Annotated in this window: 22 protein-coding genes, 1 tRNA gene and 1 pseudogene; 16 read left to right on the top strand and 8 right to left on the bottom strand. The window is 60.1% G+C overall.

What is annotated here, in order from left to right:
- Positions 1-186: 186 nt before the first annotated feature.
- The 3 genes and pseudogenes from ACEN8Q_RS29460 to ACEN8Q_RS29450 form a co-directional block, all read left to right on the top strand.
- Positions 187-1,419, top strand: a pseudogene (locus tag ACEN8Q_RS29460) (chemotaxis protein); the annotation flags it as partial.
- Positions 1,420-1,569: 150 nt separating this feature from the next.
- Positions 1,570-2,325, top strand: coding sequence for a methyl-accepting chemotaxis protein (locus tag ACEN8Q_RS29455; protein WP_413705521.1), 756 nt, complete (start codon positions 1,570-1,572; stop codon positions 2,323-2,325).
- Positions 2,326-2,496: 171 nt separating this feature from the next.
- Positions 2,497-3,846 (top strand): CoA transferase, encoded by a 1,350-nt coding sequence (locus ACEN8Q_RS29450; protein WP_413704102.1) that lies wholly within the window; start codon positions 2,497-2,499, stop codon positions 3,844-3,846.
- 129 nt (positions 3,847-3,975) lie between these two features.
- Here ACEN8Q_RS29450 and ACEN8Q_RS29445 read toward each other — a convergent pair whose 3' ends face one another.
- Positions 3,976-4,842 carry a DNA-3-methyladenine glycosylase family protein gene (locus tag ACEN8Q_RS29445; RefSeq protein ID WP_413425998.1) on the bottom strand — a complete coding sequence of 289 codons (867 nt, stop codon included), beginning with the start codon at positions 4,840-4,842 and terminating at the stop codon, positions 3,976-3,978.
- Complete coding sequence (arcD, locus tag ACEN8Q_RS29440) at positions 4,839-6,266, bottom strand: arginine-ornithine antiporter (protein ID WP_413426005.1); 1,428 nt, start codon at positions 6,264-6,266, stop codon at positions 4,839-4,841. Before arcD (ACEN8Q_RS29440) ends, ACEN8Q_RS29445 begins: the two co-directional genes overlap by 4 nt.
- A 440-nt stretch (positions 6,267-6,706) precedes the next feature.
- Here arcD (ACEN8Q_RS29440) and arcD (ACEN8Q_RS29435) point away from each other — a divergent pair, with 440 nt between their 5' ends.
- The 12 genes from arcD (ACEN8Q_RS29435) (at position 6,707) to ACEN8Q_RS29380 (ending at position 21,238) form a co-directional block, all read left to right on the top strand.
- Complete coding sequence (gene arcD / locus ACEN8Q_RS29435) at positions 6,707-8,134, top strand: arginine-ornithine antiporter (protein ID WP_111279889.1); 1,428 nt, start codon at positions 6,707-6,709, stop codon at positions 8,132-8,134.
- A gap of 33 nt (positions 8,135-8,167) precedes the next feature.
- Positions 8,168-9,424, top strand: a complete 1,257-nt coding sequence (arcA, locus tag ACEN8Q_RS29430; RefSeq protein WP_111279888.1) for an arginine deiminase — start codon at positions 8,168-8,170, stop codon at positions 9,422-9,424.
- Between the two features lie 24 nt (positions 9,425-9,448).
- Entirely contained in the window at positions 9,449-10,459 is a 1,011-nt protein-coding gene (locus ACEN8Q_RS29425) for an ornithine carbamoyltransferase (RefSeq protein ID WP_413425995.1), read from the top strand.
- Between the two features lie 147 nt (positions 10,460-10,606).
- Complete coding sequence (gene arcC, locus ACEN8Q_RS29420) at positions 10,607-11,536, top strand: carbamate kinase (protein WP_413425993.1); 930 nt, start codon at positions 10,607-10,609, stop codon at positions 11,534-11,536.
- A gap of 12 nt (positions 11,537-11,548) precedes the next feature.
- A complete protein-coding gene (locus ACEN8Q_RS29415) occupies positions 11,549-11,911 on the top strand; it encodes a DUF5064 family protein (RefSeq protein WP_008019233.1) in 363 nt (120 codons plus the stop codon).
- A 203-nt stretch (positions 11,912-12,114) separates the two neighbouring features.
- The gene (locus ACEN8Q_RS29410; RefSeq protein ID WP_413704101.1) at positions 12,115-13,623 is read left to right on the top strand and encodes a sigma-54-dependent transcriptional regulator; all 1,509 of its coding nucleotides are present in this window, start codon (positions 12,115-12,117) and stop codon (positions 13,621-13,623) included.
- 430 nt (positions 13,624-14,053) lie between these two features.
- A complete protein-coding gene (gene gcvH, locus ACEN8Q_RS29405; RefSeq protein ID WP_007996035.1) occupies positions 14,054-14,437 on the top strand; it encodes a glycine cleavage system protein GcvH in 384 nt (127 codons plus the stop codon).
- An 11-nt stretch (positions 14,438-14,448) separates the two neighbouring features.
- A complete protein-coding gene (gene gcvP / locus ACEN8Q_RS29400; RefSeq protein ID WP_413704100.1) occupies positions 14,449-17,301 on the top strand; it encodes an aminomethyl-transferring glycine dehydrogenase in 2,853 nt (950 codons plus the stop codon).
- 201 nt (positions 17,302-17,502) lie between these two features.
- Positions 17,503-18,879 (top strand): L-serine ammonia-lyase, encoded by a 1,377-nt coding sequence (locus ACEN8Q_RS29395; protein WP_413425986.1) that lies wholly within the window; start codon positions 17,503-17,505, stop codon positions 18,877-18,879.
- Between the two features lie 36 nt (positions 18,880-18,915).
- Positions 18,916-20,040 carry a glycine cleavage system aminomethyltransferase GcvT gene (gcvT, locus tag ACEN8Q_RS29390; RefSeq protein ID WP_413425984.1) on the top strand — a complete coding sequence of 375 codons (1,125 nt, stop codon included), beginning with the start codon at positions 18,916-18,918 and terminating at the stop codon, positions 20,038-20,040.
- Positions 20,041-20,442: 402 nt separating this feature from the next.
- The gene (locus ACEN8Q_RS29385) at positions 20,443-20,655 is read left to right on the top strand and encodes a cold-shock protein (RefSeq protein WP_007931076.1); all 213 of its coding nucleotides are present in this window, start codon (positions 20,443-20,445) and stop codon (positions 20,653-20,655) included.
- A 94-nt stretch (positions 20,656-20,749) separates the two neighbouring features.
- Positions 20,750-21,238 carry an RDD family protein gene (locus ACEN8Q_RS29380; RefSeq protein WP_413704099.1) on the top strand — a complete coding sequence of 163 codons (489 nt, stop codon included), beginning with the start codon at positions 20,750-20,752 and terminating at the stop codon, positions 21,236-21,238.
- A gap of 150 nt (positions 21,239-21,388) precedes the next feature.
- On the opposite strand, the gene nadA is transcribed toward ACEN8Q_RS29380, so the two are convergent.
- A complete protein-coding gene (gene nadA / locus ACEN8Q_RS29375) occupies positions 21,389-22,447 on the bottom strand; it encodes a quinolinate synthase NadA (RefSeq protein WP_008019227.1) in 1,059 nt (352 codons plus the stop codon).
- 352 nt (positions 22,448-22,799) lie between these two features.
- Here nadA and ACEN8Q_RS29370 point away from each other — a divergent pair, with 352 nt between their 5' ends.
- Complete coding sequence (locus ACEN8Q_RS29370) at positions 22,800-23,756, top strand: alpha/beta fold hydrolase (protein WP_413425980.1); 957 nt, start codon at positions 22,800-22,802, stop codon at positions 23,754-23,756.
- A 98-nt stretch (positions 23,757-23,854) separates the two neighbouring features.
- Here ACEN8Q_RS29370 and ACEN8Q_RS29365 read toward each other — a convergent pair.
- From ACEN8Q_RS29365 to pal, 5 genes are all read right to left on the bottom strand, one after another.
- Positions 23,855-23,930 (bottom strand) — tRNA-Lys (locus ACEN8Q_RS29365).
- Between the two features lie 63 nt (positions 23,931-23,993).
- Positions 23,994-24,686 carry a 7-cyano-7-deazaguanine synthase QueC gene (gene queC / locus ACEN8Q_RS29360; protein ID WP_057398977.1) on the bottom strand — a complete coding sequence of 231 codons (693 nt, stop codon included), beginning with the start codon at positions 24,684-24,686 and terminating at the stop codon, positions 23,994-23,996.
- A gap of 1 nt (position 24,687) precedes the next feature.
- The gene (queE, locus tag ACEN8Q_RS29355) at positions 24,688-25,335 is read right to left on the bottom strand and encodes a 7-carboxy-7-deazaguanine synthase QueE (protein WP_413425979.1); all 648 of its coding nucleotides are present in this window, start codon (positions 25,333-25,335) and stop codon (positions 24,688-24,690) included.
- Positions 25,336-25,501: 166 nt separating this feature from the next.
- Positions 25,502-26,347 (bottom strand): tol-pal system protein YbgF, encoded by an 846-nt coding sequence (ybgF, locus tag ACEN8Q_RS29350; protein ID WP_057398976.1) that lies wholly within the window; start codon positions 26,345-26,347, stop codon positions 25,502-25,504.
- Positions 26,348-26,353: 6 nt separating this feature from the next.
- The gene (gene pal / locus ACEN8Q_RS29345) at positions 26,354-26,851 is read right to left on the bottom strand and encodes a peptidoglycan-associated lipoprotein Pal (RefSeq protein WP_003178634.1); all 498 of its coding nucleotides are present in this window, start codon (positions 26,849-26,851) and stop codon (positions 26,354-26,356) included.
- Positions 26,852-26,880: the final 29 nt, after the last annotated feature.

Here is a 26,880-nt window from a genome sequence, read left to right as displayed (position 1 = left end):
TTTCCTCGTTTTAAAGCGATTTTCGGCACATTTTTCTGCGCAAACGTTCAACCACTACCGCTCGTCGGGTTGCCCCTCATGTAACCTCTTCGCCACGCCGATGTGCATTGATCGGCGCTAAACGGACTTAGCGAGTGAGCCGCAACGGCCCACAGCCAACACTTCATCCATTCGCGAGTTCGCCTTATGTTCGACTCAGTGTCCATCCGCCTGAAAATCGTCCTGCTGTCCGGTCTGTGCCTGCTGGGTGTAGTCGCATTGATAGTGGGCATGAACATTTACCAGACCAATCAGAACGATGACCTGGTCAATGATTCCAGCAGCAGAATGCTCACCGCCAGTGTGCAGGACCTGCTACAGGCCAAGGCCGCCGAGCAAGCGGTGCGGGTGCAGAAGACATTCGGTGAAACCCTGACGGTGGTCACGGCCCTCGCGGACCAGATCAAGGACATGCGCAACCTGGCCGCCAAGCGCTCGCTGGAGCCCGGCGCCTTGCGTGAAGAGTTGAACCAGAGCCTGAAAACCGCCTTCGAGCGCAACAGCAAAGTGCTGGGCATCTGGCTGGCGTTCGAACCCGACGGCCTGGACGGCAAGGACAGCGAGTTCGTCGGCGACGCCGCCCGGCAATCCAACGAGGCCGGGCGTTTCGCCACGTACTGGAGCCGCGCCGGGGGTGAGTCGCTGAACACGATCATGGTCGAAGAGGACATGACCAAGACCACCCTGAACCTCAGCGGCACGCCGTACAACGTCTGGTACACCTGCCCACGGGACAGCAAGCGCACCTGCCTGCTCGACCCGTACGCCGATACTGTCGGCGGCAAGGAAGTGTTGATGACCACCATTTCCGTACCGTTGCTGGTGGATGGCAAGTCCATCGGCGTGGTCGGTATCGACATCGCCCTCGACGCCCTGCAAGCGGCGGCGATCGATTCCCAGCGCGAACTGTTCAACAACGCCGGGCACATGCTGATTGTCTCCGGCACCGGCGTGATGGCGGCCTACAGCGTCGATGCAACGAAAGTCGGCAAAAGCATCGGTGACACCCTGGGTGCAGATGGCAAGGACATCCTGCAATTGCTCGGTAGCGGTGCACCGAAGATTCTCCAGCAAGGTGACCTGATCCGTGCGGTGTACCCGGTCAGCCCGATTGCCGATGCCAAGGCCTGGGCCGTGGTGATCGACCTGCCCAGGCAAGTGCTGCTGGCCGACTCGGTGAAACTCCAGGCAGTGCTTGACGATGCCCAGCAAAGCGGCACGATCAAGGCCTTGTCGGTGGCGGTGATCGCAGGTGTGCTCGGTCTGCTGCTGATGTGGCTCACCGCTTCCGGCGTCACTCGGCCGATCAACAGCGTGGCGCAGATGCTCAAGGCGATTGCCAGCGGCGACGGCGACCTGACTCAGCGCCTGCACTACAGCAAGCAGGACGAACTGGGCGAGCTGGTGAGCTGGTTCAACCGCTTCCTCGACAAGCTGCAACCGACCATCGCGCAGATCAAGCAAAGCATCACCGACGCCCGTGGCACGGCCGATCAGTCGTCGGAGATTGCCCGCCAGACCAGCGAAGGCATGCAGGTGCAGTTCCGCGAAATCGACCAGGTCGCCACGGCGTCCAACGAAATGAGCGCCACCGCCCACGATGTCGCCAACAGTGCCTCGAGCGCGGCCAACGCCGCCAAGGGCGCCGACCAGTCGGCCCGCGACGGCATGTCGATCATCGAGCGCAGCACCCGCGATATCAATCAGCTGGCCGAAGAAGTCAGCAAGGCCGTGACCGAAGTCGAAGCCCTCGCGGTCAACAGCGAACAGATCGGTTCCGTGCTGGAGGTGATTCGCAGCATCGCCGAACAAACCAACCTGCTGGCCCTCAATGCGGCAATCGAAGCCGCCCGCGCCGGCGAGAGCGGTCGCGGCTTTGCGGTAGTGGCCGATGAAGTGCGCAACCTGGCCAAACGCACCCAGGATTCGGTGGAAGAAATTCGCCTGGTGATCGAACGCATCCAGTCCGGCACCCGCGGCGTGGTCGCCACCATGCATTCAAGCCAGACACAGGCCCACAGCAATGCCGGGCAGATCCAGCAGGCAGTCCAGGCCTTGGGCAAGATCAGCGACGCGGTCACCGTGATCAGCGACATGAACCTGCAAATCGCCAGCGCCGCCGAGCAGCAAAGCGCCGTGGCCGAAGAGGTCAACCGCAACGTCTCGGCGATCCGCACCGTCACCGAAACCCTGACCGGCCAGGCCACCGAATCGGCGCAGATCAGCAGCCAGCTCAACACCCTGACCACCCACCAGATGAAGTTGATGGATCAGTTCCGGGTGTAAGCAGCAATGCAGTCAAATGTGGGAGCGGGCTTGCTCGCGAAAGCGGTGTATCAGTCACCATCATCGTTGAATGATGGATCGTATTCGCGAGCAAGCCCGCTCCCACAGGTTTCATCTGGCTTGTCACCTGTTTTGGACTAAGATCGGGCTCTCGCTCCGGAGGGCTCTTCAATGACTGATCTGCTCACGTCCATTCAATCCGCACTCGGTTTGCCTCACACCAGGATTCCATTCACGTCCAGCGGCGCCCTGCCCTCGGCGTTTGCCGTCACTGACCTGGCCTGCTCCAGCATTGCTGCCGCCGGCCAGGCCGCCAGCGAACTGCTGCACCAGCAAACCGGACGCCTGCCCGACCTTGAAGTTGACCGACGCCTGGCGTCCTTCTGGTTCGCCACCTCGATTCGCCCGATCGGCTGGAACGTTCCACCGCTGTGGGACCCGGTGGCCGGTGACTACGCCGCCCGCGATGGCTGGATTCGCCTGCACACCAACGCGCCCCATCACCGCGCCGCTGCTGAAAGCGTGCTCGGTGCCTGTACCGATCGTGCAACGATGGCCGGCAAAGTGGCGCAATGGACGAAGAACGAGCTGGAACAGGCGGTGGTCGATGCCGGTGGTTGTGCCGCACAAATGCGTACCTGGGATCAATGGCAGGCCCATCCTCAGGGACAGGCGGTCAATGCCGAGCCCTTGATTCTATTTGCCAACGACCCAGGCCAGAACCGCAAACCGTGGACTGGTTCAGTTACTCAACCACTGGCGGGCATCAAGGTGCTGGACTTGACCCGAGTACTCGCCGGCCCCATCGCCAGTCGCTTCATGGCTGGCCTCGGCGCCGATGTCTTGCGCATCGATCCGCCGACCTGGAACGAGCCGGGAGTGGTGCCGGAAGTCACGTTGGGAAAACGTTGCGCGCGTCTTGATCTGAACGACAAGTCCGACCGCGCCGTATTCGAATGCCTGCTCAAGGACGCCGACATTCTGCTCCATGGCTATCGTGCCGATGCGCTGCAGCGACTTGGCTTCGGCACGGATGAGCGCCGACAACTGAATCCGGACCTGATTGATGTTTGCCTGAACGCCTATGGCTGGAGTGGCCCTTGGCAAAACCGCCGGGGCTTCGACAGCCTGGTGCAGATGAGCAGTGGCATTGCCGAAGCGGGCATGCGCTGGAAGCAGGTGGACAAGCCGACGCCGTTGCCGGTGCAGGCCCTCGATCACGCCACCGGGTATTTGATGGCGGCCAGTGCGATCAGGTTGTTGGCGCAGCGGTTGAGCGACGGTACGGGGGGCTCGGCGCGGTTGTCGTTGGCGCGTACGGCGAAGTTGTTGATCGAGCAGGGACCAGGGACGAATGAAGCGTTACGTGCGGAAGATGAGCAGGATCAGGGGTTGATGGTGGAGCAGACACCGTGGGGGCCGGCACATCGGTTACACGCACCTTTGAAGATAACCGGGACGCCGTTGCAGTGGGCGCTACCGGCAACGGAACTGGGTTCGCATCGCGCACATTGGTGGTGACGGCCAGATCGCCTTCGCGGGCAAGCCCGCTCCCACATTTGATCGCGATAGTCAGGAAAAACGCAGTCCCTGTGGGAGCGGGCTTGCTCGCGAAGACGTCAGGACTGCCAGTACAAATTCCGGATCAGCTCAGTCCACCCGACTCAACGAAGTCCACAGCAATTGCGCCGCATACCCTCGATAGGGCCGCCAGCCTTCACCCCGCAACTGCAACTGTTTCGCTGTCACCGGCCCCCCCTCCAATACCGCCAACGCATTGATCAACCCCACGTCGCCATTGGGAAACCCATCCATCTCCCGCAACTGTCGCAACGCAATGTATTGCGCCGTCCAGTCACCAATCCCGTGCAACGCCAGCAACCGCGCTACGCCCCCCTCGCGACCGGGCTCGAATAATCGCGGATCATCGAGTAATGCCTGAGCCACACCCGACAACGTCCGGCCCCGGCTTTTCGGCATGCCCAACGCAGCCAGATCGGCCCCCGCCAACACGTCAGCCGTGGGGAACACATGGCTCAATCCCGGCAACGGTCTACCCAGCGGTGCGCCATATTGCGCCACCAGTTTCCCTGCCAGGCGAATCGCCGCCACCACCGTAATCTGCTGCCCCAGCACCGCGCGGATCGCCAGCTCCAAACCGTCCCACGCCCCCGGTACACGCAGCCCGGGGCGCTGGGCAATCAACCGGGCCATCAGCGGATCAACGGATATTAAATGCCGATGGATCGTGGCGAGATCAGCGTCGAGGTCGAACATCCGCCGCACTTTTGCGACGATTTCGGGCACACCGTTCGGGTCGGGAAAATCCAGCGTCAGCTCAAGGGCATCAGACGTAGCAGGCCGAATGGAAAGGGTACCGTGCATACCCTTCAGTTCGATGCCGCGCGAGTAAACGCCATCGGCCACCGTTTCCAGTCCCGCAATCGCCCGTGCCGATAAAAAGCCCAGCATCGCCGGCCAGTCATAGGGTGGCTGATACGCAAGCAACACCTTCACAGACTCAGCACCCCGCTATACAGCCCATAAGCCGCCAGCCCGGCGCCCCCAATGACAGCGGTGAAAATGCCTTTCTCGATGACCGTGAACAATGGCATGCCCTGCTCACGGCGTGCCTTGGCAAACAGGATCACGCCCGGCGCATACAGAAGCGCCGACAGCAGCAAATATTTCAGGCCACCGGCGTACAGCAACCACACCGCGTAACTCAAGGCGATGGCGCCAATGAGCAGATCCTTGCTTCGCTCGGCCGGCGCCTGCTGGTAGGTTTCACCGCGTACGCACAACAACACCGCATAGGCCGCCGACCACAGGTACGGCACCAGAATCATGGAAGACGCCAGATAAATCAGGCTGGTGTAAGTACCGGCGGAAAACAGCGTAATCAGCAGGAATAGCTGGATCATCGCGTTGGTCAGCCACATCGCATTGACTGGCACACGGTTGGCGTTTTCCCTGGTCAGGAATGCCGGCATGGTCTTGTCTTTCGCCGTGGCGAACAGGATTTCGGCGCACAACAGCGCCCAGGACAACAAGGCACCCAACAACGAGATCGCCAGGCCGACGCTGATCAGCAACGCCCCCCAGGGGCCGACGATGTGTTCAAGCACCGCCGCCAACGAGGGGTTCTGCAGTTTCGCCAGCTCCGGCTGGGTCATGATCCCCAGCGACAGCACGTTCACCAGCACCAGTAGCGCCAACACGCCAATGAACCCGATCACCGTTGCGCGACCTACATCGGAACGTTTCTGCGCCCGGGCCGAATAGACGCTGGCCCCCTCGATCCCGATGAACACGAACACGGTGACCAGCATCATGTGCCGGACCTGATCCATCACGCTGCCAAACTCCGGGTTGTTGCGGCCCCAGATATCGAGGGTAAAGACGTCCGCCTTGAACGCCACGGCGGCGATCACGATGAACATGATCAGCGGCACGATCTTGGCCACGGTGGTCACTTGATTGATGAACGCAGCCTCCCTGATCCCGCGCATCACCACAAAATGCACGGTCCACAGCAGCAGCGAAGCGCAGGCGATCGCTATCGGTGTGTTGCCTTCGCCAAAGACCGGAAAGAAATACCCGAGGGTGCTGAACAGCAGCACGAAGTAGCCGACGTTGCCCAGCCAGGCGCTGATCCAGTACCCCCAGGCCGAAGAAAAGCCCATGTAGTCGCCAAAACCGGCCTTGGCGTAGGCATACACCCCGGAGTCCAGCTCCGGCTTGCGATTGGCCAGGGTCTGGAACACGAACGCCAGGGTGAGCATGCCGACGGCAGTGATTGCCCAACCGATCAGGATCGCTCCCGCATCGGCCCTGGCCGCCATGTTTTGCGGCAGGGAAAAAATCCCGCCGCCGATCATCGACCCCACCACCAACGCGATCAACGCGCTCAGGCGAAGCTTGCTCGGTGATTGCGACATCATTGCATCTCCATTTCTTTGGGGGCGACACCTGCCGCGGGATCGTCACATGGCGGGCTTCAACTAAACTGCTGAAGAGTAATAACGTTTATTGGATAACGCCAATAAACGTCTTTTAACTTGCACAAAACGGCTATAGGGACGTCGATATAATCATTTGTTTTATACGTTTTTTTAATACATCAATTCTGTACAAAAAATGCATGAAGAAAATTTGCAGATTCTGAAAAACAAACTAGCGTCATAATTCGAAACAAACTCAAAAAACACTTAAATAATCTTGAAAAGGCTCTAAAACAAGCATTACAAGCAAAAGCATTGTAAATGATGGCACTCCGCCAACAACCTGGGAACGCTCTCATTTAGTGATCTAAATCAGTTGAATGAACAGTCAACAGAATTAGTCTGTTGCCTCTCTTCTCCTGCATTGGAGTCATGCAATGTCTGAAGCACCCGGAAAACTGAAACTCGGCGCACTGGTTGCGTTAGTCGTGGGTTCAATGATTGGTGGCGGTATATTTTCCTTGCCACAAAACATGGCCGCGAGTGCGGACGTCGGCGCCATTCTGATCGGTTGGGCGATCACCGCCGTCGGCATGCTCACCCTGGCGTTCGTGTTCCAGACCCTGGCCAACCGCAAACCCGACCTGGATGGTGGGGTCTACGCCTACGCCAAGGCCGGTTTCGGCGACTACATGGGCTTCTCGTCCGCCTGGGGGTACTGGATCAGCGCCTGGCTGGGCAACGTGGGGTACTTCGTACTTTTGTTCAGCACCCTGGGCTATTTCTTTCCGCTATTTGGGGAGGGGAATACCCCTGCTGCCGTGATCGGCGCCTCGGTGCTGCTCTGGGCCGTACACTTCCTGGTCCTGCGAGGCATCAAGGAAGCGGCGTTCATCAACCTGGTGACCACCGTCGCCAAGATTGTGCCGCTGCTGCTGTTCATGTTGATCGCGTTGTTCGCCTTCAAGCTGGACATCTTCACCGCCGACATCTGGGGCCTGAAGAACCCGGACCTGGGCAGCGTGATGGACCAGGTGCGCAAAATGATGCTGGTCACCGTATGGGTGTTCATCGGCATCGAAGGCGCGAGCATCTTTTCGGCCCGGGCGGAAAAACGCAGCGATGTGGGTAAAGCCACCGTGATCGGTTTCGTCACCGTGCTGCTGTTCCTGGTCCTGGTCAACGTGCTGTCGCTGGGGATCATGACCCAGCCGGAACTGGCCAAACTGCAGAACCCGTCAATGGCCGCCGTGCTGGAGCATGTGGTCGGTCACTGGGGCGCGGTGCTGATCAGCGTCGGTTTGATCATCTCGTTGCTGGGGGCATTGCTGTCGTGGGTGCTGCTGTGCGCGGAGATCATGTTCGCCGCCGCCAGGGACCACACCATGCCGGAGTTCCTGCGCAAGGAAAACGCCAACCATGTACCGGTCAACGCCCTGTGGCTGACCAACGCCATGGTGCAGATTTTCCTGATCATCACACTGTTCTCGGCCAGCACCTACCTGTCGCTGATCTACCTCGCCACCTCGATGATTCTGGTGCCCTACCTGTGGTCGGCAGCCTATGCCTTGCTGTTGGCGGTGCGTGGCGAAAGCTACGAAGGCGCGGCGGGCGAACGGCAGAAGGATCTGATCATCGGCGCGGTGGCCCTGATCTACGCGATCTGGCTGCTGTACGCCGGCGGCATCAAATACCTGCTGCTGTCCGCCCTGCTCTACGCCCCCGGCGTGATCCTGTTCGCCAAGGCCAAGCTGGAAATCAACAAACCGGTTTTCACCAACGTCGAGAAGCTGATTTTCGCTGCGGTGGTCGTGGGCGCCGTGGTGGCGGCCTACGGACTCTACGACGGCTTCCTGACTCTGTAACTACCCTGTTTTGACATCTGGAGGATCACTGTAATGACCAAGGAAAAAGTTAAGTACGGCGTCCATTCCGAAGCCGGCAAACTGCGCAAAGTCATGGTTTGCTCCCCGGGACTTGCCCATCAGCGGCTGACCCCGAACAACTGCGATGAACTGCTGTTCGATGACGTGCTGTGGGTGGCCCAGGCCAAGCGCGACCACTTCGACTTCGTCACCAAGATGCGCGAACGCAACATCGATGTGCTGGAAATGCACAACCTGCTGACCGACATCGTCGCCATTCCCGAAGCGCTGGACTGGATCCTGGAACGCAAGATCACCGCCAATTCGGTGGGCCTGGGCCTGATCAACGAAACCACCTCGTGGCTGCGTAGCCTGGAGCCGCGCAAGATCGCCGAGTTCCTGATCGGCGGCGTTTCGGGCGATGACTTGCCCACCAGTTTCGGTGGCAAGGCCATCGAGATGTTCCGCGACTTCCTCGGCAACTCCAGCTTCATCCTGCCGCCGCTGCCCAACACCCAGTTCACCCGCGATACCACCTGCTGGATCTACGGTGGCGTCACCCTCAACCCGATGTATTGGCCGGCACGCCGCCAGGAAACCCTGCTGACCACCGCCATCTACAAATTCCACCCCGAGTTCACCAACGCCGACTTCCAGATCTGGTACGGCGACCCGGACAAGGACCACGGCAACTCCACCCTCGAGGGCGGTGACGTGATGCCGATCGGCAACGGCGTGGTGTTGATCGGCATGGGCGAACGCTCGTCGCGGCAGGCCATTGCCCAACTGGCGGTGAACCTGTTCAAAAACAAGGCCGTCGAGAAAGTGATCGTCGCCGGCCTGCCTAAATCCCGCGCGGCGATGCACCTGGACACGGTGTTCAGCTTCTGTGATCGCGACCTCGTCACGATCTTCCCGGAAGTGGTGAACCAGATCGTCGCCTTCACCCTGCGTCCCGATGAAAGCAAAGCGGGCGGCATCGACATCCGCCGTGAAGAAACCAACTTCCTCGACACCGTGGCCCAGGCCCTCAACCTCAAGGCCCTGCGTGTGGTGGAAACCGGCGGCAACAGCTTTGCCGCCGAACGCGAGCAATGGGACGACGGCAACAACGTGGTGGCCGTGGAGCCAGGCGTGGTCATCGGCTACGACCGCAATACCTACACCAATACCCTGCTGCGCAAGGCAGGCGTGGAAGTGATCACCATCAGCGCCGGCGAACTCGGCCGGGGACGGGGCGGCGGCCATTGCATGACCTGCCCGATCATCCGCGATCCGATTGACTACTAACCTGCTCACCTTAGGAGATCCAAAATGGCGTTCAATATCCATAACCGCAATCTGCTGAGCCTGGAACACCACACCCCTCGCGAATTGCGCTACCTGCTCGACCTGTCCCGCGACCTCAAGCGTGCCAAGTACACCGGCACCGAACAGCAGCATCTCAAGGGCAACAATATCGCGCTGATCTTTGAAAAGACCTCGACCCGCACCCGCTGCGCGTTCGAAGTCGCAGCCTATGACCAGGGCGCCAATGTCACCTACATCGACCCGAACTCCTCGCAGATCGGTCACAAGGAAAGCATGAAGGACACCGCCCGTGTGCTCGGGCGCATGTACGACGCCATCGAGTACCGTGGCTTCAAGCAGGAAATCGTCGAGGAGCTGGCAAAGTACGCCGGCGTACCGGTGTTCAACGGCCTCACCGACGAGTATCACCCGACGCAAATGATCGCCGACGTGCTGACCATGCGTGAGCACGCCGACAAGCCCATCCACGAGATCAGCTATGCCTATCTCGGCGATGCGCGAAACAACATGGGCAACTCGCTGCTGCTGATCGGCGCCAAGCTCGGCATGGACGTGCGCATCTGCGCGCCCAAAGCCCTGTGGCCGGCAGACGACCTGGTGGCTCGCTGCAAACAATACGGGGAAGAAAGCGGCGCGCGCATCACCCTCACCGAAGACCCGAAAGCCGCTGTCAAGGGCGTGGATTTCATCCACACCGACGTCTGGGTGTCGATGGGCGAGCCGGTCGAAGCCTGGGCCGAACGCATCCAGCAACTGCTGCCGTACCAGGTCAACGCCGAACTGATGAAAGCCACCGGCAACCCGCGCACCAAGTTCATGCACTGCCTGCCGGCGTTCCACAACAGCGACACCAAGATCGGCAAGCAGATTGCCGAGCAGTACCCGCACCTGAAGAACGGCATCGAAGTGACCGATGACGTATTCGAGTCGCCGGCCTGCATCGCCTTCGAGCAAGCGGAAAACCGCATGCACACCATCAAGGCGATTCTGGTGTCGACGCTGGCTGACTTGTAAATCCACGCCCCCTCCTTGTAGGAGCGAGCTTGCTCGCGATGAGCCCGAGAGCGCCGCGCAATTCCAAAAAATTCCGCGTCACCGTTGACGACCATCGCGAGCAAGCTCGCTCCTACAGGGGATCACCGAACTCAGAAGGACTGCACCATGCGTATCGTCGTTGCTCTGGGCGGTAATGCCCTGCTCCGCCGGGGCGAACCCATGACCGCTGACAACCAGCGCGCCAACATCCGGATCGCCACCGAACAGATCGCCAAGATTCATCCCGGCAACCAACTGGTCATCGCCCACGGCAATGGCCCCCAGGTCGGCCTGCTGTCTTTGCAGGCGGCGGCCTACACCTCCGTCACCCCTTACCCGCTGGACGTGCTCGGCGCCGAAACCGAAGGCATGATCGGCTACATCATCGAACAGGAACTGGGTAACCTGCTGGACTTCGAGGTGCCCTTCGCGACCCTGCTGACCCAGGTCGAAGTCGACGCCAATGACCCGGCCTTCAAAAACCCGACCAAACCCATCGGCCCGGTCTACAGCAAGGCCGATGCGGAAAAACTCGCCGCCGAAAAAGGCTGGGCCATTGCCCCGGACGGCGACAAATACCGCCGTGTGGTCGCCAGCCCGAAACCGAAACGCATCTTCGAAATCCGTCCGATCAAATGGCTGCTGGAAAAAAGCAGCATCGTGATCTGTGCCGGTGGCGGCGGCATTCCGACCATGTATACGTCCCCCGGCAAACTCGAAGGCGTCGAAGCGGTCATCGACAAGGACCTGTGCTCGGCGCTGCTGGCCGAACAGCTTGAAGCCGACCTGCTGGTGATCGCCACTGACGTCAACGCCGCTTTCATCGACTTTGGCAAGCCCACGCAGAAAGCCATCGCCCAGGCGCATCCCGACGAAATGGAAAAACTCGGCTTCGCCGCCGGCTCCATGGGACCGAAGGTGCAGGCAGCCTGCGAATTCGCACGCCATACTGGAAAGGTCGCGGTGATCGGCTCACTCGCGGATATCGAAGCGATCGTCCAGGGCACGGCCGGCACGCGCATCAGCACGGCAACACCTGGCATTACCTACTTGTAAGGAGAGACGCCCATGGCACAGTTTGAGCCAGGTCACTTGCACATCGAGCGTCATGCGCTGACACCGGACGATGTCAGCTACAACGTGCACCTCGACTATGAAGTCAGCAAGAATGCCAAAGGCGAAAAAGGCATCCAGTTCACCATGCACGGCAGCATTCAGGGCAAGGTCATGTCAGAGCCCTTCTTCCTGCCCAAGGAGGAGGCCTACAACTTCGCCAGCAACGTGACGAAAATCGCCGAGAAGTACGGTATTCCAAAGACCCATAGTCAGATCGGTTCGACACACAAGCACTACGACCTGATGTTTGAAGACATACGCAAACAGCTGAATATGAAATCCGGCGACCCGATAGATCTCGAGAAATTCGAGTAACCCACATTTCCCCTGTGGGAGCGGGCTTGCTCGCGAAGGCGTCGTGTCAGACACCATCCTTGGCGACTGATACACCGCTTTCGCGAGCAAGCCCGCTCCCACAGGAGGATCATCGCCCCATTGAAATCCGCGCAGGATTTCACCATTAGCCCGCCCCAAGGCATACTTGCCACCCTCCGCACTGCAGAACCCGAAACCGCCCCATGCGTATCCACGTCAGCTTCATCGACCGCGTCGGTATCACCCAGGAAGTCCTGGCCCTGCTCGGCGGGCGCAATCTGAACCTGGATGCGGTGGAAATGGTCCCGCCCAATGTTTACATCGACGCTCCGACCCTGAGCCCGCAAGTCCTCGAGGAACTGCGTGATGCCCTGTTCAGCGTGCGTGGCGTGCAAGCGGTGACGGTGGTCGACATCCTGCCCGGCCAGCGCCGGCACCTGCAGCTCGACGCGTTGCTGGCTGCCATGACCGACCCGGTGCTGGCGCTGGACAGCGACGGCAAGGTGCTGCTGGCCAACCCGGCCCTGATCGCCCTGTACGGCCGCGAACCCGACGGCGAAAGCGTGGCCGACCTGTTTGCCGACCCGGCCTTGCTCGACACCCTGCTCGAACACGGCTTTCGCCTGCCGCTGCGGGAAATCACCGTCAACGGCCAGACCTTGTTGCTCGACGCCACACCGATCACCGACGCCGGCGCCTTACTGACCCTGTACCAACCGAACCGCTTGGGCGAACGCCTGTCCGCGCTGCACCATGACCATGCCGAAGGTTTCGATGCACTGCTCGGCGAATCCCCGGTGATCCGCACCCTCAAGGCGCGCGCCCAGCGGGTGGCGGCCCTCGACGCACCGCTGTTGATCCAGGGCGAAACCGGCACCGGCAAGGAGCTGGTGGCCCGCGCCTGCCACGCCATCAGCGCCCGGCACAGCGCGCCGTTTCTGGCATTGAACTGCGCGGCATTACCGGAGAACCTCGCCGAAAGTGAACTGTTCGGCTACGCCCCCGGCGCTTTTACCGGCGCGCAACGAGGTGGCAAGCCAGGGCTGATGGAACTGGCCAACCAGGGCACGGTGTTTCTCGATGAGATCGGCGAGATGTCGCCGTATCTGCAGGCCAAATTGCTGCGTTTCCTCAACGACGGCAGTTTTCGCCGGGTCGGCGGTGACCGTGAGGTCAAGGTCAACGTACGGATTCTCAGTGCGACCCACCGCGACCTGGAAAAAATGGTCAGCGAAGGCCTGTTCCGCGAAGACCTGTTCTATCGCCTCAACGTCCTCAACGTTGAAGTGCCGCCGTTGCGTGAGCGCGGCCAGGATATTCTGCTGCTGGCCCGCTACTTCATGCAGCAGGCTTGCGCGCAGATCCAGCGCCCGGTCTGTCGCCTGGCGCCGGGCACTTACCCGGCGCTGCTGGGCAACCGCTGGCCGGGCAACGTGCGGCAATTGCAGAACGTGATCTTCCGCGCCGCGGCGATCTGCGAAAGCAGCCTGGTGGACATTGGCGACCTCGACATCGCCGGCACCTCGGTGGCCCGCCAGAGCGACCATGACGTCGACAGCCTCGAGCAGGCCATGGACGAATTCGAGAAAACCCTGCTGGAAAAACTCTACGTCAGCTATCCCTCGACCCGGCAACTCGCGACCCGCCTGCAAACCTCCCATACCGCGATTGCCCATCGGTTGCGCAAGTACGGGATTCCGGGCAAGGCTTGAGGCCTCACCGCAGATCCCTGTGGGAGCGGGCTTGCTCGCGAAGGCGGTACATCAGTCAATACATCGTCGCCTGCCACTACGCTTTCGCGAGCAAGCCCGCTCCCACATGAGCTTCGTCAAATTCAAAACCGGGTTCAAAAACGACCTCCACCTGTACTGAAAGCGCTACAGCGGAACGATATCGCTACACCCCTCTCCGATCACGGCTGTGCAAGGCTTTGATCCACCTCGGCTTTTATCCTTGTCATACGCCGTATCGAATTCGCTACAGCGAATGAATTTCAGCGTTTGTCACAACCCGCTAAATCATTGATTAATAACGATAAAAACAACGTTGGCCGCGTTCTTGCTATGTAGTCTTCCATAACCAGGGCATCGCCCAAGCATTCAATCGCGTCCACCAGACGAGTCTGGCCCCTTAGGAGTTTCCATGAGCGAGTTGCGTTTTACTGAAGATCACGAATGGCTGCGCACCGAAGCTGACGGCAGCGTCACCGTCGGCATCACCGCTTTCGCACAGAACGCCTTGGGCGACGTGGTTTTCGTTCAACTGCCTGAGCTGCAGTCTTACGACAAAGGCGCCGAAGCCGCCACCGTGGAATCGGTAAAGGCCGCCAGCGGCGTGTACATGCCGCTGGATGGCGAAGTACTGGAAGTGAACCCGGCGCTGGACAGCAGCCCGGAACTGGTCAACGAAGATCCGCTGGGTGAAGGCTGGTTCTTCCGTTTCAAACCAAGCGACGCCGCCGCCGTCGGCCAACTGCTGGATCAGGACGCCTACGACCGCCTGATCAAAGCCCAAGCCGAAGCCTGAGGAGCACCGACATGACTCAAATCAATCTGACCACCGCCAACGAATTCATCGCCCGTCACATCGGCCCGCGCGCCGGTGACGAGCAAGCGATGCTCAACAGCCTCGGTTTCGACTCCCTGGAAGCCCTGAGCGCCAGCGTGATTCCCGACAGCATCAAGGGCACCAGCGTCCTCGGCCTGGAAGACGGCCTGAGCGAAGCCGATGCCCTGGCCTTGATCAAGTCCATCGCAACTAAAAACCAGCTGTTCAAGACCTACATCGGCCAAGGCTACTACGGCACCCACACGCCGTCGCCGATCCTGCGCAACCTGCTGGAAAACCCGGCCTGGTACACCGCCTACACCCCGTACCAGCCAGAAATCTCCCAGGGCCGTCTCGAAGCGCTGCTGAACTTCCAGACCCTGATCAGCGACCTCACCGGCCTGCCGATCGCCAACGCTTCCTTGCTCGACGAAGCCACCGCCGCTGCCGAAGCCATGACCTTCTGCAAACGCCTGAGCAAGAACAAAAGCAGCCACGCTTTCTTCGCCTCCGTGCATTGCCACCCGCAGACCCTCGACGTACTGCGCACCCGTGCCGAGCCTCTGGGCATCGACGTGGTGGTGGGTGACGAGCGTGAACTGAGCGACGTGACGCCATTCTTCGGCGCCCTGCTGCAATACCCGGCGAGCAACGGTGACGTGTTCGATTACCGCGAGCTGACCGAACGCTTCCACGCTGCCAACGCCCTCGTCGCCGTGGCTGCGGACCTGCTGGCCCTGACCGTGCTGACCGCCCCTGGCGAATTCGGCGCCGACGTGGCCATCGGCAGCGCACAACGCTTCGGCGTGCCGCTGGGCTTCGGTGGCCCACACGCAGCGTACTTCTCCACTAAAGACGCATTCAAACGTGACATGCCGGGCCGCCTGGTCGGTGTTTCGGTAGACCGCTTCGGCAACCCGGCCCTGCGCCTGGCCATGCAGACCCGCGAGCAACACATCCGTCGCGAGAAAGCCACCAGCAACATCTGCACCGCGCAAGTACTGCTGGCCAACATCGCCAGCATGTATGCCGTGTACCACGGTCCAAAAGGCCTGACGCAGATCGCCAATCGCGTGCATCACCTGACTGCAATCCTGGCCAAAGGCTTGAGCGCACTGGGTCTGAACGTCGAGCAAGCGAGCTTCTTCGACACCCTGACCGTGAAGACCGGCGCTCAAACCGCCGCCCTGCACGACAAGGCGCATGCCCAGCGCATCAACCTGCGCGTGGTCGATGGCGAGCGCCTGGGCCTGTCCCTGGACGAAACCACCACTCAGGCCGACGTTGAAACCCTGTGGAGCCTGCTGTCCGACGGCAAGGCCCTGCCGGACTTCGCCGCCCTCGCCGCCGCGGTACAGAGCTCCATCCCGGCCGCGCTGGTGCGTCAGTCGCCGATCCTCAGCCACCCGGTGTTCAACCGCTATCACTCGGAAACCGAGCTGATGCGTTACCTGCGCAAACTGGCGGACAAGGACCTGGCGCTGGACCGCACCATGATCCCGCTGGGTTCGTGCACCATGAAACTCAACGCCGCCAGTGAAATGATCCCGGTGACCTGGGCCGAGTTCGGCGCCCTGCACCCGTTCGCCCCGGCCGAGCAAAGCGCCGGCTACCAGCAACTGACCGACGAACTGGAAGCCATGCTTTGCGCTGCGACCGGCTATGACTCGGTGTCCTTGCAACCAAACGCCGGTTCCCAGGGTGAATACGCCGGTCTCTTGGCGATTCGTGCCTACCACCAGAGCCGTGGCGAAGACCGTCGCGACATCTGCCTGATCCCGTCGTCGGCCCACGGCACCAACCCGGCCACTGCACAAATGGCCGGCATGCGTGTCGTCGTCACCGCGTGCGATGCCCGTGGCAACGTCGACATCGAAGACCTGCGCGCCAAGGCCATCGAGCACCGCGAACACCTCGCTGCGCTGATGATCACCTACCCGTCGACCCACGGTGTGTTCGAAGAAGGCATCCGCGAAATCTGCGGCATCATTCATGACAACGGCGGCCAGGTGTACATCGACGGCGCCAACATGAACGCCATGGTCGGCCTCTGCGCACCGGGCAAGTTCGGCGGCGACGTTTCGCACCTGAACCTGCACAAGACCTTCTGCATTCCGCACGGCGGTGGCGGCCCGGGTGTCGGCCCGATCGGCGTGAAATCGCACCTGGCGCCATTCCTGCCGGGCCACGCACAGATGGAGCGCAAGGAAGGCGCCGTTTGCGCGGCACCGTTCGGCAGCGCAAGCATTCTGCCGATCACCTGGATGTACATTCGCATGATGGGCGGCGCGGGTCTCAAGCGTGCATCGCAGTTGGCGATCCTCAATGCCAACTACATCTCCCGTCGCCTCGAAGAGCACTACCCAGTGCTGTACACCGGCAGCAACGGCCTGGTGGCGCACGAGTGCATCCTCGACCTGCGTCCGCTCAAAGACAGCAGCGGCATCAGCGTCGATGACGTGGCCAAGCGCCTGATCGACTTCGGCTTCCACGCACCGACCATGTCGTTCCCGGTAGCCGGCACGCTGATGATCGAGCCGACCGAAAGCGAATCCAAGGAAGAACTGGACCGCTTCTGCGATGCCATGATCCGCATCCGCGAAGAAATCCGCGCGGTGGAAAACGGCACCCTGGACAAGGACGACAACCCGCTGAAAAACGCTCCGCACACTGCCAAGGAACTGGTCGGCGAGTGGTCGCACCCGTACAGCCGTGAGCAAGCGGTTTACCCGGTTGCGTCGCTGATCGAAGGCAAGTACTGGCCACCGGTCGGTCGCGTCGACAACGTGTTTGGCGACCGCAACCTGGTCTGCGCCTGCCCGTCGATCGAAAGCTACGCTTAAACCAATGAGGGGCGGCTTGCCCGCCCCTCTCAAGAACACCGCATATCCCCTTGTGGGAGCGGGCTTGCTCGCGAAAGCGGTGGGTCAGACAACATTGATGGTGACTGATCCACCGCTTTCGCGAGCAAGCCCGCTCCCACGGGGATCTGCGATACCCCCCTGTTTCCGCCAATTCCTATAACAAGAAACCGGAGAACCACCATGTCGTTAAGCGTGTTCGACCTGTTCAAGATTGGCATCGGCCCCTCCAGTTCCCACACCGTCGGCCCGATGCGCGCCGCTGCGCGTTTCGTCGAAGGTTTGCGTCGTGAAGGGCTGCTGACGGCCACCACCTGCGTCAAAGTCGAGCTCTACGGCTCGCTCGGCGCCACCGGCAAGGGCCACGGCAGCGACAAGGCGGTATTGCTCGGCCTGGAAGGCGAGCATCCGGACACCGTGGACACTGAAACCGTCGCCGCCCGTCTGCAAGACATTCGCGGTAGCGGTCGCTTGAACCTGCTCGGTGAACACAGCATTGCGTTCAACGAGAAAGAACACCTGGCGATGATTCGCAAACCCTTGCCCTATCACCCCAACGGCATGATCTTCCGCGCCTTCGACGCCGCCGGCCTGCAAGTCCGCAGCCGCGAGTACTACTCGGTCGGCGGCGGTTTTGTGGTTGACGAGGACGCCGCCGGCGCCGACCGCATCGTCGAAGATGCCACGCCCCTGACATTCCCGTTCAAAAGCGCCAAGGATCTTCTCGGTCATTGCGTCAAGTACGGGCTGTCCATCAGCCAGGTGATGCTGACCAACGAAAGTGCCTGGCGACCGGAAGCGGAAACCCGCGCCGGCTTGCTGAACATCTGGCAAGTGATGCAGGACTGTGTAGCCGCCGGTTGCCGCAATGAAGGCATCCTGCCCGGCGGGCTGAAGGTCAAGCGCCGGGCCGCCGCGCTGCATCGGCAATTGTGCAAGAACCCGGAATCGTCTTTGCGCGACCCGCTGTCGGTGCTCGACTGGGTCAACCTCTACGCCCTGGCGGTCAACGAAGAGAACGCCAACGGCGGGCGCGTCGTAACGGCGCCCACCAACGGCGCGGCCGGGATCATTCCGGCGGTGCTGCATTACTACATGCGCTTCATCCCCGGTGCGACTGACGACGGCGTGGTGCGTTTTCTGCTCACTGCCGCAGCCATCGGCATTCTGTACAAGGAAAACGCCTCGATTTCCGGCGCCGAGGTCGGCTGCCAGGGTGAAGTCGGCGTTGCCTGCTCGATGGCCGCCGGTGCGTTGTGCGAAGTGCTGGGCGGCAGCGTGCAACAAGTGGAGAACGCCGCGGAAATCGGCATGGAACACAACCTCGGGCTGACCTGCGACCCGATTGGCGGGCTGGTGCAAGTGCCTTGCATCGAGCGCAACGCCATGGGCTCGGTCAAAGCCATCAATGCCGTGCGCATGGCCATGCGCGGCGACGGGCAACACTTCGTCTCCCTCGACAAGGTCATCCGCACCATGCGCCAGACCGGCGCCGACATGAAAAGCAAATACAAGGAAACCGCCCGTGGCGGTTTGGCGGTCAACATTATCGAGTGCTGATGTGCGCTCATCTGCACCCTTCTTCAGGAGCTGAATATGTCCACCGAACAACTGTTGAAAACCCCGCTGCACGCACTGCACATCGAACTCGGCGCGCGCATGGTGCCGTTCGCCGGCTACGACATGCCCGTGCAATACCCGCTGGGCGTGATGAAAGAACACCAGCACACCCGTGACCAGGCCGGGCTGTTCGATGTCTCGCACATGGGCCAGATCCGCCTGACCGGTGCCAATGCCGCCAAGGCTCTGGAAACCCTGGTGCCAGTGGACATCATCGACCTGCCAGTGGGCATGCAGCGTTACGCGATGTTCACCAACGCCACCGGCGGCATCCTCGACGACCTGATGGTCGCCAACCTGGGCAACGACGAACTGTTCCTGGTGGTCAACGCCGCCTGCAAGGACCAGGACCTGGCGCATCTGCGCAAGCACATTGGCGACCAGTGCACGATCGAGCCGCTGTTCGAAGAGCGCGCCCTGCTCGCCCTGCAAGGCCCGGCGGCGGTTACCGTACTGGCGCGTCTGGCCCCGGAAGTGGCGAAGATGACCTTCATGCAGTTCGCCCGCGTGAAACTGCTGGGCGTGGACTGCTTTGTCAGCCGCTCGGGTTACACCGGTGAAGACGGTTTCGAAATTTCCGTACCCGCTGCCAACGCCGAAACCCTGGCTCGTGCGCTGCTGGCTGAAGCGGAAGTGGCTGCCATCGGCCTTGGCGCCCGCGACTCCCTGCGCCTGGAAGCCGGTCTGTGCCTGTACGGCCATGACATGAACACCGAGACCAGCCCGATCGAAGCAAGCCTGCTGTGGGCCATCTCCAAGCCACGTCGTGCCGATGGTGCTCGTGCCGGCGGCTTCCCGGGCGCCGAAAGCGTATTCGCCCAGCAACAGGCAGGTGTCAGCCGCAAACGCGTCGGCCTGTTACCGCAAGAACGCACGCCGGTGCGTGAGGGTGCCGAGATCGTCAACGAAGCCGGCGACATCATCGGTAGCGTCTGCAGCGGCGGTTTCGGGCCGACCCTGGGCGGGCCGCTGGCCATGGGTTATGTCGACAGCGCATACATCGCACTGGACACCCCCGTGTGGGCGATTGTTCGTGGGAAAAAGGTGCCTTTGCTTGTAAGCAAAATGCCATTTGTTCCACAACGCTACTATCGCGGCTGATTGAATGTTCCTATAAGTAACGCGGTTGCGTTAACAGCGCACTAATGTGTAACGCAACCGCCATAAAATAGTGCATTGTTTGGCTCTAAGCTTCGATTATGAACTTTGCTTATAACGTTCGAAAGCATTTGAACAACGTTAGCGTATAAGGCCTCGCTAGTGGACTGACTTTGCCATCAACCTGAGGAAATACGGGGCCTTCACAGGGCTTGTTTTTTCTCCCGTAGTTGGCGTAGAGTTTGTTCACTGTGTTTGCATGGGTCGCTTGGAATCGTGACCTGGGCAGTAGCCTACAAGTTAGCTACATCCCGTTCGACGTCTTCTTACTCTCCTGCAACCAGCCCCAGTACTCTTTCATGAGAAAGAGACTGTCATTAATTTTTGCGTCAAAGGAAATAAGAAATGTCCCAACGTCAGAGCGGTACCGTCAAGTGGTTTAACGACGAGAAAGGTTTTGGTTTTATCACTCCAGAAAGCGGTCCGGATCTGTTCGTGCATTTCCGCGCTATTCAGGGCAACGGTTTCAAGAGCCTGAAAGAAGGCCAGAAAGTGACCTTCATCGCCGTGCAGGGCCAGAAAGGCATGCAGGCTGACGAAGTACAAGCAGAAGGCTAATCTTCTGTAACGAAAAAGCCCCTGATGCTGACATCAGGGGCTTTTTTGTGCGCGTAAATCCGTAAAATGGCTTCTTTTTCGCCGAGAGCCTGTCATGTCGAAACACCTGCTAACTCCCCAGGGCGACTTTCCTGCCGCTGGCCTGGGTCGTCGCCTGGCAGCCATGTTCTATGACTTCCTGCTGTGCACCGCCCTGCTGATCGTCACCAGCGGCATCTACAAGATGATCCAGATGGCGATCATCGGCGAAGAAAGGATGCGTACCCTGACCGAAGCGGGTGCGCTGGACGGTGACCCCCTGCTCTCCACAATCCTGTTGTTCGTACTGTTCGGCTTTTTCGCCAAATTCTGGACCTGGTCCGGTCAGACCCTGGGCATGCAGGTCTGGTGTATCCGGGTGCAGAATGCCGATGGCTCGTCCATCAGCCTGTGGCAGGCGCTGTTGCGCTTTGTCGTGTCGATCGCTTCACTGCTGTGTGTTGGCCTTGGGTTCATCTGGTCGCTGTTCGACAAACAGAAACGCAGCTGGCATGACATGTATTCCAATACCGAACTGGTGCGGATTCCGAAGAAGACCAAGTAATCCCTGAACACACAAACCAATGTGGGAGCGGGCTTGCTCGCGAAGAGGGTGTATCAGTCGACATCGAGGTTGTCTGACACACCGCTTTCGCGAGCAAGTCGGATCGCCGCACCGCCGCTCCCACAGTTTTTGCGGCTTGCCTGAAAGATCTCAGGCGTTACCCGCCAATTTCATCCGCGCTGCGGCGGTGAAATCAAGCATGCGTTTGAGCGGCCGAATGGCCTGTGGAATCAGCGCAGGATCAACAAAGATCTCGTTCGCCCCTTCTTTCAACGCCTTCAGCGTCCGCTCAAGGGTGTTCATGGCCATCCAGGGGCAATGCGCACAACTGCGGCATGCCGCGCCGTTACCCGCCGTCGGGGCTTCGATAAAGACCTTGTCCGGGCACAGCTGCTGCATCTTGTAGAAGATGCCGCGGTCGGTCGCAACGATCAGCGTCTTGTTCGGCAGGCTCTGTGCCGCCGCAATCAACTGACTGGTGGAGCCTACGGCATCGGCCAACTCGATCACCGATGTCGGCGACTCAGGGTGCACCAGAATCGCCGCATCCGGGTACAGCGCCTTCATGTCTTCAAGCTGCTTGGACTTGAACTCTTCGTGAACGATGCAGGCACCGTCCCACAGCAGCATGTCGGCACCGGTCTGACGCTGGATGTAGGTTCCCAGGTGCTTGTCCGGGCCCCATATGATGGTCTCGCCGTTGTCCATCAGGCTTTCGACGATTTCCAGCGCACAGCTTGAGGTCACAACCCAATCCGCTCGGGCTTTTACCGCAGCGGAAGTGTTGGCGTACACCACCACCGTGCGCTCCGGGTGTTGGTCGCAGAACGCGGAAAACTCGTCCACCGGGCACCCCAGGTCGAGCGAACAGGTCGCTTCGAGCGTCGGCATCAGTACGCGCTTTTCCGGGTTGAGGATCTTGGCGGTCTCGCCCATGAACTTCACGCCGGCGACGACCACGGTCCTGGCTGGATGGGCGTTGCCGAAGCGGGCCATTTCCAGCGAATCGGAAACACAGCCGCCCGTCTCTTCGGCCAGCGCCTGAATGACAGGATCACAATAGAAGTGGGCTACCAGCACTGCGTCCTGAGCCTTGAGCTCGGCAGCGATGGCAGCACGGTAATAAGCCTCTTCGTCGGCGGTCAGCGGCTTGGGCTGTTTGGCGTCGAGGTGGGCTTGAACCAGAAGGCGTTCGGAAATTTGCGTCATGTTCGCAAGACCTGCAGGCGCATTCGCGCGAAAGTCGAGTATACACCCGGCTCCGGACCCTTCGGGGTACCGCCGGGAAAGTGGGTATTCATCAGGCACGGACAGCGTTGAAGCTGCGCAAGGCTACAGAATATCCGACGGATGCAAAAGATGATTCTGACCAGGGTGATGAATAGACGCGCCCTGATACAAGGCCTATGGCCTTGATCCTTGAGGAAAAACATTCGCCGTTGCAGTTATCGCACAAAACCTGAATGGCTTTGCCACTAACCTGCGCAAGGACTGATAGAAGCGTTAAGCCGGCTAAAGGAAACCGGCCAACCGAAACTGGAACAACCAAAGGACTGAACTCATGTCGATCCAACGCCTGATCAAGATCATGACCGCCTCAACCTTGCTGCTCACGGCATGGCTGATGTCTTCAACACTCGTCCTGGCGGGTGAGGATCTGAATCCAGCCTCGACAACCCGGCATTGTGAAACCCCACCCCTCTGCGCGCGCCTGATCCAGGCAGGCAACAGCGCCTGGTCGTATTACGAAAGCGAGCGGCAGGGGCCAACGGTGATCCTGATCCACGGCTTTTCATCAAGCAAACAAGCCTGGTTCGAATTTGGCAAGGCATTGAGTTCGCGTTTCCACGTCATCATCCCCGACCTCCCAGGCTGGGGAGCCTCCACTGACAATGAATATTCCAGCTACAACATCGAGGCGCAAGCGACCCGGCTCCATGAGTTTATCCTGGCGCTCGAAGCCGAGAACTTCACCCTCATCGGGCATTCAATGGGTGGAGCCATCGCCGGCGTGTATGCAGCCGATCAACCGCAGCGCGTCAGCCGGCTGGTATTGGTAGGCGCACTGGGGCTGAGCTTCAAAGACAATGATTTCATGCGGGAGTTGAATGCTGGAGGCAATCCATTTATCTACGATGATCGCGCTGGCGTTGAACGCACCGCCCGCCTCGTCTATCTGAACCCTCCACAGATGTCTGACCGGCAAGTGCAGGAAGCAATCCTTGCCAACCGCGCACAGCGAGCGATTATCGAATCCACCCTGGCGCAGATTCGCCCCTCCTCGCAATGGCTCGCCCTCGACCACCGGCTGATAAAATTGAACATGCCGGTACTCGGCATCTGGTGTCGCGAGGATAAAGTGATTGATGTCTCGGCACTGGACACGTTGCGTAACGGTCTTCCTGCCGGTTCAGCGAACGACTCGGCCATCCTTGAAGGGTGCAACCACCTGCCGATGATCGAACGCCCGGCCGAGACGCTTCAAGCACTGGACGCTTTCCTTGCAACGAGCGACTAGCCCAATGCAGCGGTGGCACGGGCACTTTTTTGCGGGCAAAAAAAAATCCGGAAATCCTCACTTGCGTGGGCCTTCCAGACTTTTAAAACAGCTAAAAATGGTGGGTCGTGTGGGATTCGAACCTACGACCAATTGGTTAAAAGCCAACTGCTCTACCAACTGAGCTAACGACCCGCTGTGTGGTGGCGCGTATAATACTGATTTTTAAGGACTATTCAACACCTATTTTGAAATAAATCAAAAATAAGGTGTTGGATCGCTGATTCCGGCCGCGGCAAAGCCTTCTGCACGCAGTCGGCAGCTGTCGCATTTGCCGCACGCACGGCCATCATCGTCTGCCTGATAGCAGGAAACGGTCAGCCCGTAGTTCACGCCAAGCTTCACGCCCGCCTGGACGATCTGCGCCTTGCTGAGGTTTTGCAGCGGTGCCTGAATCCGGAAGCCATTACCCTCCACGCCGGCCTTGGTTGCCAGGTTGGCCATGCGCTCGAACGACTCGATGAACTCGGGACGGCAGTCCGGGTAACCGGAGTAATCCACCGCGTTGACGCCGATGAAGATGTCGCGCGCACCGAGCACTTCAGCCCAGCCCAGGGCCAGGGACAGGAACACCGTGTTACGCGCAGGCACGTAAGTCACCGGAATGCCCTCTCCCAACTCTTCCGGAATGTCGATACTGCTGTCGGTCAGCGCCGAGCCGCCCATGCCGTTCAGGTTCAGACCGATCACCTTGTGCTCGACCACCCCCAGGTCTCGGGCCACGCGTTCGGCAGCGTGCAATTCGGCGTGGGACCGCTGACCATAGTCGAAGCTCATGGTGTAGCAGCTATAGCCTTCGGCGCGCGCCATGGCCACGACGGTCGCCGAGTCCAGGCCACCGGACAGCAGGATGACCGCACGTTTTTCAGGAGTGTTCAGTTGTTCAGTCATTTCAGCGCCCCGGCTCGTCATTCCATAGATATTTATGCAGCTGCAATTGCAAACGCACTGGCAGGTTGTCCGCCACCACCCAATCCGCCAGATCCCGCGCATTGAGATCGTGGTGACTTGGCGAGAACAGGACCTCACCGGCCCGCTGGTCCAGACCGTACTGGATCAGCTTGGAAACGGACCAGTCATAGTCCTCCCGCGAGCAGATGACAAACTTCACCTGATCGTTGGCCGTGAGCAGCTCAATGTTTTCGTAGCGATTGCGGTGTGCTTCCTTCGAACCCGGGGTTTTCAGGTCGACAACGCGACTGACCCGGGAATCTACCGCCGAGATATCAATGGAGCCACTGGTTTCCAGCGACACTTCGTAACCGGCGTCACACAAGCGCTTGAGCAAGGGAATGGCGTTGGGTTGCGCCAGGGGCTCGCCGCCCGTGACACAGACGTATCGCGGACGGAAACCGGCGACCTGCTCGAGGATGTCGTCGAGCGTGCGAATGGTTCCGCCTGTGAACGCGTAGGCGCTGTCGCAGTATTGGCAACGCAACGGGCAACCGGTCAGGCGCACAAAAACAGTGGGCAGGCCGGCGGTCCGAGTTTCACCCTGCAACGAGTAGAAAACTTCGGTGATTCTCAATGTGTCTTGCATAGTCGCCACGGGCGTAACAGCTAAACAGGCTGTCCGCCTCCGTCAGGCACTTCAAGGAACCCCGGCAATGCGCAGATCCCAAAAAGCGTGTTTCAGAAAAAGGGGATGAATTCTAACGAAAAAACCCGCGACAAGCGCGGGTTTCTTCAAAACGGGCCAGGCAGCCTTACATTTTCTGCAGATCGCGCTGGGCCAACTGGGCGGCGGACGTGCCCGGATACTGGGACACCACCTGCTGCAGAATGCCCTTGACCCGGTCGGTGTGACCCAGGCGACGCTCTACGTCAGCGAGCTTGTACAGCGAGTCCGGCACTTTGGCGTGCTTGGGATACAGCTGCGAAACCTTGGCAAACGCTTGACCTGCGCCTTGCAGATCGCCTTTGGCCAGGTTCACTTCGCCCAACCAGTATTGGGCGTTGCCCGCGTACTGACTGTTCGGGTATTTGCGCAGGAACGCCGAGAAAGCCTGGCTGGCCTTGTCGAAGTCCTTGGCCTTGATCAGGTCGAAGGCAGCATCGTAATAGAGCTTTTCCTTCGCCGGATCTGCCGGCTCGCTACCCGCAGCAGGTGCTTGAGCGGCGGCTGCGCCTGCTGCCGCACCTGCGGCTGCAGCTGCACCGGCGGCGTTCAAATCACCACCGGTGGAAGAATGTTCAGGAGTCGCGGCTGGTGCAACACCGGTTCCTATGCGCCGATCAAGATCCTGGTATCGCTCCAGGTTTTCCTGCTTCATGCGCGCTATATCGTTTTGCAGAACTTCAATCGCACCTTGCTGGCGCTCGATCTGTTGCTGCATTGATTGCAGTTGGTTGAACAGCTCGCCCTGTGCCGAGACAGGGGTCGAAACCCCTCCCCCGGCATAGGCGCCGTTCGTACCGTAACCTGCAGGCGGATAACTGCTCCCGCTATTGTTATAACCGGAGTTGTCATCGACCACAGGAACCGCAGCCCACACCGCAAGCGGCGCGAGGCTGAGAGCCAGAACAGTTACAGCACGACGGCACGTTCGCATGACGAATTACTTACGCAGTTCGACGCGACGGTTTTGAGCCCAGGACTGCTCGTCGTTGCCGGTAGCAACTGGACGCTCTTCGCCGTAGGAAACCAGTTCCAGCTGAGCTGGGGAAACACCTTGCAGTACCAGGTAGCGCTGAACGGCTTTCGCACGACGCTCGCCCAGTGCCATGTTGTACTCACGAGTACCACGTTCGTCGGTGTTGCCTTCCAGAACAACGCGAGCGCCGTTTGCTTTCAGGTCTTTGGCGTGAACGTCCAGAGCGCGCATGGCTTCTGGCTTCAGGTCCGAGCTGTCGTATTCGAAGTAGAAAGTGGTGATTGCGCGCAGAGCAGCTTCTTCGCTCAGGGAGCCGTCAACTGCACCAGTGTTTGCGCCGTAACCAGCGTTTGGATCTACCGCGCCTTCACCGGCATTGTCGCCGCCTTTGGACGAGCAACCTACAGCTACAGCCATGGCCAGTGCCAGCGCAGCAAATTTACCAAACTTCAGCATTTCCATCGTGAAACTCCTAATGAACCCCAGTGTGT

It is taken from the genome of Pseudomonas sp. Pseusp16, from assembly GCF_047324915.1.
Lineage (GTDB): Bacteria > Pseudomonadota > Gammaproteobacteria > Pseudomonadales > Pseudomonadaceae > Aquipseudomonas > Aquipseudomonas fluorescens_CD.
This window is presented reverse-complemented; position numbering and strand designations above follow the sequence as displayed.